General features: G+C 44.5%; 11 protein-coding genes. 8 read left to right on the top strand and 3 right to left on the bottom strand.

The genetic code is table 11. The features are described from left to right. Window positions 1-26: 26 nt before the first annotated feature. The 6 genes from GTQ38_RS06510 (at window position 27) to GTQ38_RS06485 (ending at window position 7,375) form a co-directional block, all read left to right on the top strand. Window positions 27-1,208 carry a nuclear transport factor 2 family protein gene (locus GTQ38_RS06510; RefSeq protein WP_161434658.1) on the top strand — a complete coding sequence of 394 codons (1,182 nt, stop codon included), beginning with the start codon at window positions 27-29 and terminating at the stop codon, window positions 1,206-1,208. Between the two features lie 9 nt (window positions 1,209-1,217). Next, window positions 1,218-2,384: an MFS transporter gene (locus GTQ38_RS06505; RefSeq protein ID WP_161434657.1), complete on the top strand. Its 1,167-nt coding sequence runs from the start codon at window positions 1,218-1,220 to the stop codon at window positions 2,382-2,384. Window positions 2,385-2,455: 71 nt separating this feature from the next. Further along, window positions 2,456-3,085 carry a TMEM175 family protein gene (locus tag GTQ38_RS06500; protein WP_161434656.1) on the top strand — a complete coding sequence of 210 codons (630 nt, stop codon included), beginning with the start codon at window positions 2,456-2,458 and terminating at the stop codon, window positions 3,083-3,085. Further along, window positions 3,082-4,410 carry a M28 family peptidase gene (locus GTQ38_RS06495; protein WP_161434655.1) on the top strand — a complete coding sequence of 443 codons (1,329 nt, stop codon included), beginning with the start codon at window positions 3,082-3,084 and terminating at the stop codon, window positions 4,408-4,410. The genes GTQ38_RS06500 and GTQ38_RS06495 overlap by 4 nt, the downstream gene beginning before the upstream one ends. Next, complete coding sequence (locus tag GTQ38_RS06490) at window positions 4,391-5,749, top strand: hypothetical protein (protein WP_238857818.1); 1,359 nt, start codon at window positions 4,391-4,393, stop codon at window positions 5,747-5,749. Before GTQ38_RS06495 ends, GTQ38_RS06490 begins: the two co-directional genes overlap by 20 nt. Window positions 5,750-5,755: 6 nt before the next feature. Next, a complete protein-coding gene (locus GTQ38_RS06485) occupies window positions 5,756-7,375 on the top strand; it encodes a M1 family metallopeptidase (protein WP_161434654.1) in 1,620 nt (539 codons plus the stop codon). A 38-nt stretch (window positions 7,376-7,413) separates the two neighbouring features. Here the strand turns inward: GTQ38_RS06485 and GTQ38_RS06480 are convergent, their stop codons facing one another. Next, window positions 7,414-10,806, bottom strand: coding sequence for a ThuA domain-containing protein (locus tag GTQ38_RS06480; RefSeq protein ID WP_262886118.1), 3,393 nt, complete (start codon window positions 10,804-10,806; stop codon window positions 7,414-7,416). 136 nt (window positions 10,807-10,942) lie between these two features. Here GTQ38_RS06480 and GTQ38_RS06475 point away from each other — a divergent pair, with 136 nt between their 5' ends. Then, entirely contained in the window at window positions 10,943-11,509 is a 567-nt protein-coding gene (locus tag GTQ38_RS06475; RefSeq protein WP_161434652.1) for a YdeI/OmpD-associated family protein, read from the top strand. Window positions 11,510-11,526: 17 nt separating this feature from the next. Beyond that, window positions 11,527-12,900 carry an amidohydrolase family protein gene (locus tag GTQ38_RS06470; RefSeq protein WP_161434651.1) on the top strand — a complete coding sequence of 458 codons (1,374 nt, stop codon included), beginning with the start codon at window positions 11,527-11,529 and terminating at the stop codon, window positions 12,898-12,900. 36 nt (window positions 12,901-12,936) lie between these two features. On the opposite strand, the gene GTQ38_RS06465 is transcribed toward GTQ38_RS06470, so the two are convergent. Continuing rightward, complete coding sequence (locus tag GTQ38_RS06465) at window positions 12,937-13,161, bottom strand: hypothetical protein (RefSeq protein WP_161434650.1); 225 nt, start codon at window positions 13,159-13,161, stop codon at window positions 12,937-12,939. Window positions 13,162-13,307: 146 nt separating this feature from the next. Continuing rightward, complete coding sequence (locus tag GTQ38_RS06460; protein WP_161434649.1) at window positions 13,308-14,984, bottom strand: esterase/lipase family protein; 1,677 nt, start codon at window positions 14,982-14,984, stop codon at window positions 13,308-13,310. Between the last annotated feature and the right edge of the window lie 113 nt (window positions 14,985-15,097).

The following is a 15,097-nucleotide window of genomic DNA, read 5'->3' as shown; positions in this document are numbered from 1 at the left end:
AACATCTTTCCAAATACCTTTAAGTTATGAAGAACTGTTTCTTCTTCCTGGCATGCCTGTCAGGATCTTATCTCTTTGGGCAGCCAGATACTGAAGTTTATTTATTGGATCTGATACCTGCATCGGACGGTTTTGAATTTAAGAACCTGAGGAACATTTCCAACAATCCGGGCTATGACAATCAACCTTCATTTTACGAAGATGGGTCTGTCCTTTTCTCGTCTACCAGGGATGGACAGACGGATATTGCCAAGTACGATCTTAATTCGGGTGGTATTTCATGGGTTTCAGCTACTACGGAAGGAAGTGAGTATTCCCCCTTAAAAATACCCGGAAAAAAAGCGGTTTCAGCTATTCGTCTGGATAAAGACGGTACCCAATTGCTGTATTCTTACAAGCTTTCCGACGGAAAGCCGGATCTGCTTCTGGAAGATCTAAAGGTCGGTTATCATGTCTGGGTCTCTAAGCAGCAAGTCCTTTCCGCGGTTTTGACCGAAGAACGAATGGACCTGGTTAACTCTAATTTTAAGGACGGCTCTAATTATACGGTTCAGAAAAACATAGGACGTTCTTTACAAAACATTCCGGATTCTGATCGCATTAGTTACATTAGTTATGAAAATGGCTCTGCTGAGTTAAGATCCCTTGATCCGATCAGTGGGGCTACCGACCTGATCGTCAAAATGCCAGCAGGTATTCAGGACATATGTTGGATGAAAAATGGCAGCATCCTTGCCGGAGAGGGCAACAAACTCCTTTTGTACAATCCGGCTAGCGGGCAGGAATGGGAAACTATCAAAACATTCGAAAATAAAGAACTTTACAGTATAAGCAGATTAGCCATTAACGACACTGGAACTAAACTGGCCCTGGTCGCGGAGGGATCTCCTGAATTTATTGTCCAGCAACAGTTGGATGCTTACAACTCCCGGGATATCGAAGCTTTTGCAGATACTTATTCAGATAAGGTCAAACTATTTTCATTTCCCAATACCTTAAGGTCTGAGGGTATAGAAAAGCTCAAGGAACAATACGGTGGGTTTTTCGCCTCAACACCGGATCTAAAGGCCGAGATCCTGAATCGCATTGTTATCGGCCAAAAGGTCATAGATCAGGAATTGGTTACAGTAAATGGTCAACAGTTTACTGCTGTTGCAATCTATGAGGTAGAAAACGGAAAGATCGCCAGGGTCACTTTTATTCAATAATCGCTGAGTTTGAAACCGAAGCCGCATATCCTCCCTACCATAATATTTTCCCAGTTCGCCTGCACCACGGTCTGGTTTGCCGGAAATGCGGTGGTGGATGAGTTGGGTGCCAAAGCTGGGTTTGGAAATGAGATCATAGGTTACATACTGTCTTCGGTACAATTGGGTTTCATTATAGGCACCCTGGTGTTCGCGTTGTTGATGATCGCCGATCGGTTTTCTCCATCCAGGGTATTTATGTTTTCTGCCTTTCTTGCCGCCTTCTGCAATCTGGCGGTCCTCTTTACCGGTGATTCCAAGCTGCTGCTGCTAACAGCGAGATTCGGGACCGGATTCTTCCTGGCAGGTATATATCCGGTAGGTATGAAGATCGCAGCGGATTATTTTGAATCGGGCCTTGGAAAAGCACTTGGACTATTAGTAGGGGCATTAGTACTAGGAAAGTCCTTTCCCTACTTTATAAAAGGCGCAGAATTCGGTCGGGATTACGAAATCGTAATTTTGGCAGCCTCGGCAATGGCCGTCTTTGGTGGAATACTGCTTTGGATACTTGTAAAAGATGGCCCATACCGAAGGCCGAGTATAAAACTGCGGCTGGAGGCTGGCCCCGCGCTATTCAGGATCAGCGGATTCAGGAAAGCCGCTATTGGCTATTTTGGGCATATGTGGGAACTTTACGCCTTCTGGGGCTTTTTAGCTTACGCCTTATATGTCTTTAACGAAGGTCAGGTTGAGAAGGTATCGGTTCCTGTCTGGACTTTTATTATCATAGCCCTGGGAGGTATATCCTGCATTCTCGGAGGTTATTTTTCCCTGAGGTTCGGAAGCCTTAGAGTGGCCAGGACTGCCCTTGCCCTTTCCGGGTTATGCTGTCTGTTATCTCCCTTGTTTTTTGAATTAGCTCCGGCCGGTTTCCTGTTCTGCTTTTCAATTTGGGGGATGGCGGTTACTGCAGATTCCCCACAGTTCTCTTCGCTTGTTGCCAATTCCGTGGTACCTGAGCTGAAAGGTACCGGGCTAACTATGGTGAACTCTATAGGTTTTGCCATCAGCATTGTTAGCATTGAACTGCTTTCGGCCCTTATCGATAAAATTGACGGGCAACTTCTCTTTCTGGTTTTAGTACCTGGCCCATTGCTAGGATTATGGCAATTATTCCGGAGAAAGTTGCATTAATTTTATACATTGTAATCTAAAGAAATTGTTTGTTTGCTGTACTTCTTAATAACCAACACAGACCATTCAAAGTGAAGTATTTGCATAATGTAAGTAGGGTTGAAGCCTTTAGCGACGCTGTTTTTGCGTTTGCTGCGACCTTGCTGGTTGTTTCTGTTGGAAGTGAAAGTGGCACTTCCATACTTCGGATTGATTGGGTTGTTTTTCTCAGTTTTAGCGTAAGCTTTTTTGTGCTGGTTTCCCTTTGGTGGTTACATTACAATTTTTTCCGGAGAACGGACTATATGGATAATTGGATCATTGCTATAAATGCTGTTCTACTGTTTGTGGTCCTGTATTATGTCTTTCCCTTAAAATCACTGATAAACTCCATGACCGGGAAGGTCGCCATGCGAACTATGGAAGACCTGGGAACCCTGTTCCAGTTATACAGCCTTGGATTCTTCCTGATCTTTGGATGTCTGTCGTTAATGTATTACCGGGTTTACGTTAAGACAAAAAGTACCAAACCAAACATTCAACTGCTTTTCTATACCAGGCACTTTGGAATCTACGTGGGGGTTGCCATATTATCCATATTACTATCTAAATTTCAAGTAGGCTTAAAATTTGCCCTACCGGGGATCATCTATGGCCTTCTGGGGCCATTGTGTTATGCACATGGCAAATTGTTTAATCGAAAATACCAAACAGATTTATGAGGAGTCTTTGGATCTTGTTACTGCTTCCGTTATGGGGTCTCTGTCAGACAGACAGCCGTCTCTATAACATTATAGATTCCGTTTCTTCAGAAAGATTGAAGGCGGACATTACCACCCTGGCGAATTTTGGCACCAGGCATACCCTTAGCGACACCCTATCACAAACCAGGGGTATAGGAGCCGCACGACGGTGGATCAAGGCAGAGTTTGAGAATGTTTCAGCAGACTGCCAGGGTTGTTTGGAAGTGTTCTATCAGAAAGATCTGGTGAAAAAAGGAGAAAATCAAAGGATCGTTCACGATGTGTGGGTGGTAAACGTGGTGGCCATTCAACGGGGGAGTAAATACCCGAACAGATTTGTGATCATGAGCGGTGATATCGATTCAAGGGTCAGCGACCCCAATAATTTTACTTCGGATGCCCCAGGGGCTAACGACAATGCCAGTGGTATGGCCGGGACCATAGAAGCAGCTAGAGTGCTTTCTAAATACCAATTTGAAAGCAGTATCATGTATGTTGGCTTATCCGGCGAAGAACAGGGTCTCTTTGGAGGTAAAGGGCTGGCGGCTTACGCAAAAACCCAGGGCTGGGACATTGTGGGTATTTTTAACAACGATATGATAGGGAACATTAAGGGGGTGGACGGCATTATCAGCAATACGGATTTCAGGATCTTCTCCGAACCTGTACCTCCAACTGAAACCGACCAGCAGCGCAGGGGCCGGCGGTTTTTCGGTGGTGAAGTAGATGGGATATCGAGGCAACTGGCACGTTATGTTCACAAAACCACCAGGACCTACATGCCTGAAATGAACCCAACCATGATATACAGGCTCGATCGTTTTGGCAGGGGTGGACATCACCGGCCTTTCAACGATGCAGGCTTCGCAGGGATACGGATTATGGAATCCCATGAAAATTATACGCAACAGCATCAGGACATCCGGGTGGAGGATGGAATAGTTTATGGAGATGTCCTGGAACATGTCAACTTTGAATATGCACGAAAACTGACGGCGGTTAATGCTATTAACCTTGCCTCCCTGGCATGGGCTCCAGCCGCACCCGAGGAAGTGAGGATAGGAGGAATTGTACAACCGGCAGCCAAGTTTAAATGGAGTAAAGTTGAAGGCGCGGCGGGATATAAGATTTACTGGAGGGAAACCACCTCTCCTACCTGGGATCACCACCGCTATGTTGGCGATGTGGACGAGTATACCCTTGAGGGTATTGTCGTTGACAATTATTTCTTCGGACTGGCCGCCATAGGAGCGGATGGGCATGAAAGTGTAGTTGTTTTTCCAAATGGCATTATTAGAGAGTGAAATTATGATCGTGAAAACCCTAAGTCGATACCTCACCTTAGTTCTACTTGCCGGCTTCCTTTTAAATTTAGTGAGCTGCCGGGAGGACAAGAAAATGGCCAAAGGTGTTGAAGCCCTTTACCTGCCAAATATGGATCGTGTTTTTGAGAACTACGATCTACTGGACAGTACAAAAAACTACAGTGACTTTGCCGAGCAACTGGTCGAAGCAAACCGAGACCTCAGATCCTCTGAAATGTACGTACAGGCGGCCATGCTGTATCATCAGGCCGGGAAATCCGATGAAGTCGCCCCTCTTTTGAACTTAGCGATAGACCAGGGCATGGCGAACCCGAAGCTGCTTTCAAAATTCCCAAACCTGAAGCCTTCTGAGAATTCGGAATCGTGGAAAAGACTTAAGATTCGCCTGGATTCTTTACAACAAGAGGTGCAGGAGCTTTCGCATTTCGATCTGGAAATGGAGTCTATGAATCGCTTTTGGGATTATTTTGAAATAGCTGTAGCCGATAGCGCTAAGGCTAAAACCGCTTTTAAAGAGTTTATTTTTGACGGACCCAAAGAATTAAGGGATTTTTATGTGGTACGATATTCCAGCATAGACAATATGTACGGCCAAATGATCAATGCGGCGCCTGGTTATTATAGGTATTTAAAACATCAGTTCAGTCCGGATAGTATGAATGCATTAAAGGCTCAGACAAAAAAATGGATGAGTCGTTTCAAACAATTGTATCCTCAAGCGGTTTTTCCTAAAGTTTATGTGGTTCCCGGAATCCTAAATTCCGGGGGTACGGCAACTGAAATGGGTTTGTTTATTGGCGGAGATATGTACGGACGGTCCGATAATATGCCCACCGAAGGGTTGAACGACTGGCAGAAAGGTGCCATTATGAAGTTTTCCGAACTTCCCGGCCTCACGATTCACGAATTGATGCATTTTCAACAAAGCTATCGAGATACGCTGAATACAAACAATGTTTTACGCGGCGTAATTGAAGAAGGGGTTTGTGATTTTCTGCTGGAGTTATCCTCCCAAAAGCCCTTAAAGAATAAGAATTTAAGCTATCTTGAGAAACCGGGAAAACTGGAAAATATTATGAACGACCTCAAACAGGACCTCTATACGAACGATCTTTCCAGGTGGCTTTACAATGGCGGGGCTATAGAAGATCGCCCTCACGATCTGGGATATACGGTTGGCTACCTGATCACAAAATCGTACTACAATTTGCAGCCCGACAAAAAAGCGGCAATATATGAGTTGCTAAACACCGATGATTTTACAATGATCGTAGAGGAAAGTGAATATGCCTATCTGTTAAATCAGGAAAGTAATTGAAACGTAATGAGAACCAGACTTTTAATTTTTGCACTAGGTGGGATATTAAGTACTTACGCCCAACAGGACCTGTTCACCTCGCAGGATACCCTGAGAGGCAGTATTACCATGGAAAGGGAATGGTGGGATCTGGTATTTTACGACCTGGAAATTGATGTAAAGCCCTATGAAAAGTTCATTAGCGGAAGCAACACCATCAGGTATGAGGTCCTTAACGAGAATCATGTCATGCAGATAGACCTGCAACCGCCATTAGAGATTGAAAGTGTTAGCCAGGACGGGAAAGAGCTCAGTTTTGATTCCAATGGGAACGCACATTTTGTGTACCTCCAAAAGCCCCAAAATAAAGGAGATCTGAACGAATTGGTGGTCACCTATTCCGGCAAACCCAAAGAGGCGGTTCGGGCACCCTGGGACGGGGGCTTTTCCTGGAAAATGGACACCAATGGCAAACCCTTCGTAGCCACATCCTGCCAGGGCCTTGGCGCAAGCGTATGGTGGCCCAATAAGGACCATATGTACGACGAGGTAGACAGTATGGCCATAAGCATTACCGCACCTAAAGACCTTATAGCCGTTGGAAACGGCAGGTTAAAGGGGATAAGTGAACAGGACAGCACTAAGACTTTCCACTGGTATGTACAAAACCCGATCAACAACTACGGGGTGAATGTCAATATTGGAGACTACGTCCACTTTGGAGAGACCTATGAGGGGGAGAAAGGCGAATTACAATTGGACTACTACGTGCTTAGAAACAACCAGGAAAAAGCGAAGGAGCAATTTAAGCAGGTACCATTGATGCTTCAGGCCTTTGAGCATTGGTTTGGGCCCTATCCCTTTTACGAGGATTCCTTTAAACTGGTGGAAGTTCCTTACCTGGGTATGGAACATCAAAGTTCCATTACCTATGGCAATATGTACCAGAACGGCTACCTCGGCAACGACCTCTCAGGAAGTGGCTGGGGATTGGAATTTGACTTTATTATCATTCACGAAGCAGGGCATGAGTGGTTTGCGAACAATATCACATACAAGGACATCGCGGATATGTGGATCCATGAAGGTTTTACAGCTTATTCTGAAAACCTGTACCTGGATTATCACTACGGTACTAAAGCCGCCTCTGAATACGTTGTCGGAACCAGACGGAATATTAAGAATGACAAGCCGATTATTGGACCCTACGGCGTAAATAAGCGAGGTTCCGGAGATATGTATTACAAAGGGGCGAATATGTTGCATACCTTACGCCAACTGATTGAAGACGATGAAAAATGGCGGGAGATCCTAAGAGGTCTCAACAAGGAATTCTACCATCAGACCGTGACCACAGAACAAGTGGAGTCTTATTTGAGTAAACACACAAAAAAAGACCTTACAGCCTTCTTTAATCAGTACCTGCGAACGACTAAAATTCCTGTTTTGGAATATGAAATGGCGGGTAATTCTATAAAATTCCGTTATGCCGATGTAGTAGCGGATTTTGATATGCCGGTTCGCGTATTCGCAGGTGAATCTGAAAAGTGGTTGTTTCCGTCCTCGGAGTGGAAAACGACCGATTTAGGAACCACTACCCCTCCACAGTTCGACAAGAACTTCTACATTGAAGTCCGCCAATTGTAAAAAACCCCGTCGTGAAGAACGGACGGGGTCAATGCTTTTTATCTGCTTTCGAATCGCACATTCATAAGTGCGACTGGGTTTGCTCCCCTATCTTCACCTTCCCGAGGTTTGTACACGAAGTAGATCTCGTCTGCCTTACCATCGACTTTCCGGTTTAGTTTGATCGGGACCATACCTCCCGGCTGACCTTCCACAGGTTTTGGCATACTTCCTTTACCGACCAACTCTCCGTCAGGAGCGTTTAGACGCATTTCAAAATCCAGGCCGGTTTTAGGTGGTTCCTGCCAGCCTGCGGTGATCATGGCGGTCTTTACTCCTTTCAGATCGATTTCCTCCAGGGCGAACCAGCATTCCTGTGGTGGAACTACCAGCAGATCCATTCCGTTAAAGGCAATAGACATCATTCCTTCGGCTTTGGTTGCGGGGGTAAATGGTACGGTGCTACCCATAAGGGTTACAGTTTTCACCCCGGTTAGCGGTTTAGCAGATCCTACACCACCGTCGGTATAGCTGGCCGTAAGCACCATTACGTTCGCACCCTGCGTGGGTTGCGGCACTACAGTTCCTCTAGGAGGCAAGGACTCTTTTTTTGCCTGACCTCCGGCCAGGGACATGATATATAGCGCCAGTTGCCTGGACTCGTCTGCAGTAACATTAGGATGAGCCGGCATGGTCACTTCACCCCATACTCCGGAACCTCCTTCAACGATCTTTTTTTGTATATAACCCTGTGCTTTTGGATTATCCTTGTATTTCTCGGCGATGTCTATATAGTTTGGCCCAATAGAAGCTTCCTTCTCTTTATGGCAGGTTTTACAATCCATGGCCAGGGCCAAAGCTTTACCGGTAACAGCGGCAGAGACTTCCTGGTGACCAAGGGACATATTAACCTCATCCATACTTTCCCTGTAATCCACCGAAACAAAGATATTATCCGAATCTATCTCGGAGCCTCCATCCGGATCCTTTACAGAAACGCTGTAATTAACAGGAACACCTGCCATGAAGAATGAGGAGTTTCCTCCGCTTAGGTCTATACTAACTTCGGGTCGGGAGTTCCCGGCTACCACGGAGATGGTCTCACTGCTTGCCGAAGCTCCTTTGTCATCTTTTACTTCCACGGAGATCTTATATTCTCCGGCTTCGTCAAAGCTGAATTCAGCCTTGGGTTCGGCGGTTACCATGGTTGTTCCATTTCCAGTGCTCCAGACATAGCTAATACCATCTTTTTCACGATCTACCGCACTTACTTCAGCCGCAATCTTTAGCGGCAGGGGTCCTGAAGTTTTATCCACAATGAGCTGATCGATCAGTGGTGGTCTGTTACCTCCATTATAATCAATGTAACTCAGCCCGGAATCCTCATTCTGTGAGAACCATCCACTGCCGTATTCCAGCAGGTAGACCCGGCCATCCTGGCCCATTTCCATATCTATAAGATTATTGACTTCAATTTCCGGAGCAAAGGGCTCCATTTTGTTCAGCGAGCCGTCTTCAAAGAGGCTTAAAGCCATCATCCAGCCTCGCATCCAGTCATAGACGATTACTTTCCCATCGTAATAATCCGGCAATTTCGATTCGCCAGAATACATATCGGCGTAATAAACAGGACCGGCCATAGCGTTCCGCCCTCCGGTACTGGTCTGTGGAAAGTCTGACGAATCCACATAAGGATAATAGATCATTGCCGGCATGGCTTTAGGGAGTTCCCGTAGTCCCGTATTGTTTCGGGAGTCGTTGATCGGTTTTTCCGGATCAAAGGCAGTACCGCTTTCGCCTGTCACATAGTCGTAGTCCACATAGGCCTTGTTATCCGCGATGAACAACGGCCAGCCAAAGTTTCCGGCTTCCCTGGCCTGCCCTACCTCGTCGTAACCCATAGGTCCACGGGTTGCCAGACTGTCTATTCTGGAATCGGGACCTACATCTCCCCAATACAGATACCCGTTCTTAGGATCAACAGATATCCTGTATGGATTCCTATGCCCCATAGTATAGATCTCCGGACGGGTTTTCTCGGTACCCGGAGGGAACAAATTCCCTTCAGGGATATCATACGTACCATCTTCATTCACTTTAATCCTTAGTATTTTACCTCTAAGGTCATTGGTATTGCCCGAAGATCTCCTTGCATCGTACTGCTCATGCCCGGGAACATCATTTAGAGGTGCATATCCGTTGTTTACGTATTTGACTCCTTTTTCATTAAATGGTGTGGAATTATCACCTGTTGAAAGATAAAGCAGATCCCCGGGTCCGAATGCAATGGAACCTCCGGTATGACAACAAATCTCTCGTTGACTTTCCACATCTAGAATTACCTGCTCGGAACTCATGTCGAAATTACCATCTACAAACTTGAACCTGGAGAGCCTGTTAACCCATTCGTCCCCGGACGGGGAATAGAATACATAGATCCAATTATTCTGCGCATAGTTGGGATCTTTTTGGATTCCCATCAGGCCTTCCTCCGCATTTACACCAGGGGTATTCAGGGTCTTATAATACACATCCAAAAATGCGACCTGTTTCATTTCATTGGTACTTGCACTATAATGCAGGATCTCACCCCGTCTTTGTGAGATCAGGATATCATCATTCGGGAGAACCGCCATTTCCGTAGGTTCAAAAAATTCCCCCCCTACCAGGGGCGCTTTGGTAAACCTATCCGCATCTGGTGGAATTTGTGAGGTGGCCTTGGCATAATCCAACATCAGATTATCCCCAATGGCATATTGGATCCCCCCTAATACATGTTTGAGAAACTTTTCTTCGGTATAACTCTCCTCAGTATGCCCCAGAGCGGTGTAGAATGCGCGTCCGCCGTCGTATTCATGATACCAGCTCATGGGGTGATAATCTCCATTGGTGCCCCCTTCATAGGTGCTTTCGTCTATGGTCATCACCACATTGACCTCCGGATTCATTTTCTTGAAATTATACATCTCATCCGTGCGGTGCCAGATACTATCGGTAAAGAAAGAGGTGGCCGGGAATGTCTTGCTTTTTATGATGAAGTCCGCCTCTGGTGTCCCGGAAGGGTGACTCTGAAAATAAGCTCCTACAAGTTTTCCATACCATCCCCAATCGTATTCGGTGTCCGTAGCGGCATGTATCCCCACATATCCGCCACCGGATTGAATGTAACGTTCAAAGGCCGCCTCTTGTTTGTTATCGAGCACATTTCCTGTAGTACTAAGGAAAATGATGGCAGAATATTGCTTGAGGATATCGTCTTCAAAAAGATCAGCGTTTTTCGTTGTATCCACTTCAAAGTTATTCTCAGCCCCTAATTTCTGGATGGCGGCAATTCCATTGGGAATAGAGGAATGCTTAAATCCCATGGTCTTGGAAAAAACTAAAACCTTTGGGTTACCTTCCCTTTTCTTACTGCAACCAATTAAAAAAAGACAGCACACAAGAGCTGTCATCCAAAACGAATTTTTCATTATAAAATATTACCTTTAAGTTCACTCGTTTTTAAAGATATGTATTGTTGTTGTTAAAAACCAAACATTCCGTGCGTACGGTACATCTTTTTCCAATAGATCAACAAAATTTAACGCTTTGGAAGAAATTTATTTCAAAAATGACCAGGAGTGGAGGGAGTGGCTTCACTTGAATCACGATAAATCCGGCGGCATTTACCTTATCTTTTATGCCGTGGCCCATAAAAAGGAAAGCATGCGCTGGGAAGAGGCTGTTAAAGTAGCCTTGTGTTATGGTTGGATTGATAGCACTGTAAAAAGTCTTGGAAATGGAAGAAGAAGGCAATACTTCTGCCCCAGAAAGCCCAAAAGCGTATGGAGCAAGGTGAACAAGACCCATATAAAGGATCTTATTTCCAAAGGCCTGATGCACGAGAGTGGATTAAAAAAAATTGCTTCAGCGAAAAAGGACGGCTCCTGGACCGCCCTGGATGACGTAGAGAACGGCGTGATCCCAAAGGACCTGCAATTGGCCTTTGACCAAAATACGATTGCCTTTGAGAATTATAATGCATTTACGCGTGGACAACGAAAGAGCTATTTATATTGGCTAAATCAGGCTAAACGGCAGGAGACCAGGAATAAAAGGATCAAAGAGATCGTTCAACTCTGTCAGGATAATATCAAAGACAGGTTCTCAAGATAACTACAAACAACCGAGGCATGAAAAAGTTAGCACTCTTATTCATCGGGCTGATAGTCATTTCTTGTAATCAGGCCCAGGAAAAATCGAACCCAAAAGGAATTCTAATATCTAATATCAATATTGTTGATGTCAGGAATGGTGTAATACGGGAAAACAGGAATATTATTATAGATTCCGGTAAGATCATGGCCATAGAACAGTCCGTTGAGGACGCGACAAAATTTAAGGAGACCATAGACGGGACAGGTAAATTTGCGGTCCCCGGGCTTGCTGAAATGCACGCGCATATTCCATCTCCCAACACCTCCCAAGAGCGTATTGAAGAGGTACTTTTCCTTTACCTATCTAACGGAGTAACTACTATTAGAGGAATGCTTGGACACCCTTCTCATCTTGAGATGCGTTCTAAGGCAGCAGCAGGGGAATTGCTAAGCCCACGGATCTTTACTTCCAGTCCGTCGCTTAACGGATTAACCGTCCGCACACCAGAAGAGGCAAGAACCAAAGTAACCGCATTTCAAAAGGACGGCTATGACTTTTTAAAAATACATCCTGGCATTCTTTTGAATGTCTTTGACGAATTAGTTGCCACAGCTAACGAAGTAGGAATTAGATTCTCCGGACACGTTCCTGTGGCTGTTGGTATAAGGCATGCTCTTGAGAGTCAATACGCCTCTATCGATCATGTGGATGGTTATCTGGAGGGTCTGGTACCAGAGTCCGAGAATGTGAACCCGGCAGCAAACGGGTTTTTCGGATACAACTTCACCCCTTTGGCGGATCCGGAGAAAATTGACGAATTGGTAGCCATGACCAAGGCCAATAAAGTCTGGATAGTCCCTACCCAAAGTCTTTTTGAACGATGGTTCGCCCCGGTTGGGGTTGAAGAATTATTAGCACAACCCGAAATGAAGTACATGCCCAAGACCACCCTTGCTAATTGGGAACGCGTTAAACGGGAGTATATGGCGGATGAAAATTTTAGTCCAGAACAATGGAAGAAATTTGATGAAATAAGAAAACGGCTGATCAACCGACTTCAGGAAAACGGCTACGGCATGCTTTTGGGTTCTGATGCCCCACAACTCTTTAATGTTCCAGGTTTTTCCATACATCACGAAATTCAGGGAATGCTGGATGCGGGTCTAACACCATTGCAGATATTGCAGTCCGGGACCATTAATCCAGCTATCTTCTTTGAGAAGGAAGGGGAATTCGGAGAGATTGGCGTTGGACAGTCTGCCGACCTATTCATAATCAATAGTAACCCTTTGACTGATCTTTCTGCACTCAAAGAACCCATAGGTGTAATGGTAAGGGGTACCTGGCTCAGTAGATCACATATAGACTCGAAACTGGCTCAAATCGCCAAAAATGCTGAAAAGAATTAGGCCATCCGGTATCCCAGGGGATATCTGAAGGGGTCTTCAGGATTTGGGGAATCGGTTTCTGAACTTTTTGCGAACCTGGAAGTACATCAGTAACATAATTATCAGCAAACCACCAATGACAACCCCCCAGGGGCTTATGGTATAACCGATATCGGAATAAGTTCCCTCTGCTGCAGCATCCCGCGAAATACTGAGAAAAAAGAGTAATCCTAAAAGGATCAGAGCAAGCAGATACAGGGTATTAAAATATGTATTCTTCATAGGGCAAACACAATTTTAAAGGTCCCAACTAGCCAGGGGCCAGGGCCGTTTCTACTGTTCGGGGAAGCAAATCAGGTAGATAAAAGTACAAATTTTAATTGAAGCAAATAAAATTGTATACAAAGATTTCCTTATTAAGGTAAGCCCTAATAACAAGGTGATCTATGTTCCTTCATGTAAATTTTACGATCCAGATCGTATTTAACCGTTTCAGGTTTGCCTATCATTTGAAATTCTATTTGAGGAACAAACACCTGATCGTAGAACTTATAGTTGTGGTCTTTATTATCCAAGGATGCTTTGTTACCCACTACAGTTAGTCCATATTTGACATTCGCAAGTGCCACTCCTTCCGGATCTTTTAGGGAGTAAAGAGAAACTGACTCCATAGCCTCTTTATCCAAGTTGTATACATAATGATAAAATCCAACCGTACTAAAGATCTCATCAGGGAATTGAGCCACAATACTCTTGTAATGGTAGTCCGTATTTTCGAGCAAATTAAAGGTAAGTGGATAGCATAAAGTTTCAAGGGCCTTAATATTGCAATGGCTAAGGAAATTTATCAACGAGACCTTACATCCCAGAGTTCCCTGCCTTTCGAAGCTCATCCCCTTGATAAGTTTTGGAATTCTTTCAGCAGCCCCTTCCATAATACTTTCGGCACCCCTGAGTGCACTGGGGATATAACTTACCAGACTTTCTATTGTTTCTTCTTTTTGATTAAAGAATATTGAACTTTCTTTTAGGTGATTCTTAACCTCCTCATAGACCGATTCACAGGCTTTTTTGGCTTCCCATAATTCCGGAGACCACTGAATTAAAAAATCCTTGTCAAGGTTTTTGCTATCCAACTTATTTATAACGTCCGCCACGGTAATTCCATTTGCTTTGAATCGGGAGTTAAAGTCAAAGACAAAATCATATGTCGTTTCACTAGGTTTTTCCTTCGTATCGGAACCAGGTTTGGCAGGATCTTTTAGTTGTGTTTTATTGGCTACGGTTTGGGATTGCTTAGTTGATGTGCTACTACTGTTTTGCTGTAGAAGAGACTTACAACGGTCCTTTATCACCTCAACCACAATATCGTCAATTCCGGTTGTAACAATTGAGAAATGGTCGTCATTAGTATATATAACTTCAGGATTTCTGCCTTCATTACCTACCGTTGCCGTATCGGGCACAATTTGATCTTGTTTCCCTTGAAAATATAGGGTTTCAGGTACGAATCGGGAGAATTCAACCCATTTGTCGTTCATTTCGGTAACAATTGATGATAAAGGATCAAGGTCCCTGATTTGAGGGTTTCCGGCGACCATCTTTCCAAAGGAAGCTAAAGTAGCTCCACGATGAGGAACAGCAAGCGAAATAAAGAGTTGTATTGGCAAGGCGGTGTTTATCTTGCCCCTTTCGAAAGCGTCGATCTCACCTAATATATAGGACTTTGAAACTAATCCTCCCATGCTATGGGCCACCAGTACGATTGTTTTGTATTCTTTACAACGGTACCTTATTTCGGACTGTAGCATTTGGGAAATCCCATTGATGTCTATATTCTTATGTAGCTTCTTCTTACGACCGGATAACTTTGCCAGTATCCAGGAGGGTTTTTCGAGTAGGTCGGTGATTTTCGTGAAGTATTCGGCCACAGCAAAGTCATAACTCTTTGAAAGCTCCTCATCATCTCGAAGGTGATCTAAAATCGACTTTAGATTATCCTTTCTAATCCAGGTATCAGACCCTCCTGTAAAGCCATGTACAAAAACTATCAGCGCGTCTTTCTTTTCTTCCGCCTTCTTATCAGACAAGATATTTATTCTCATTACTTTGATTTAAATGAGTACCAAGAGTGAAGGGGGAACCAGGAATACAGATAACGACTTTGACATATTTGATGCCACAATTCAAGTTATGTCGTCTTAATCTGCTTACTATA

This window comes from Poritiphilus flavus (assembly GCF_009901585.1).
GTDB lineage: Bacteria > Bacteroidota > Bacteroidia > Flavobacteriales > Flavobacteriaceae > Poritiphilus > Poritiphilus flavus.
This window is presented reverse-complemented; position numbering and strand designations above follow the sequence as displayed.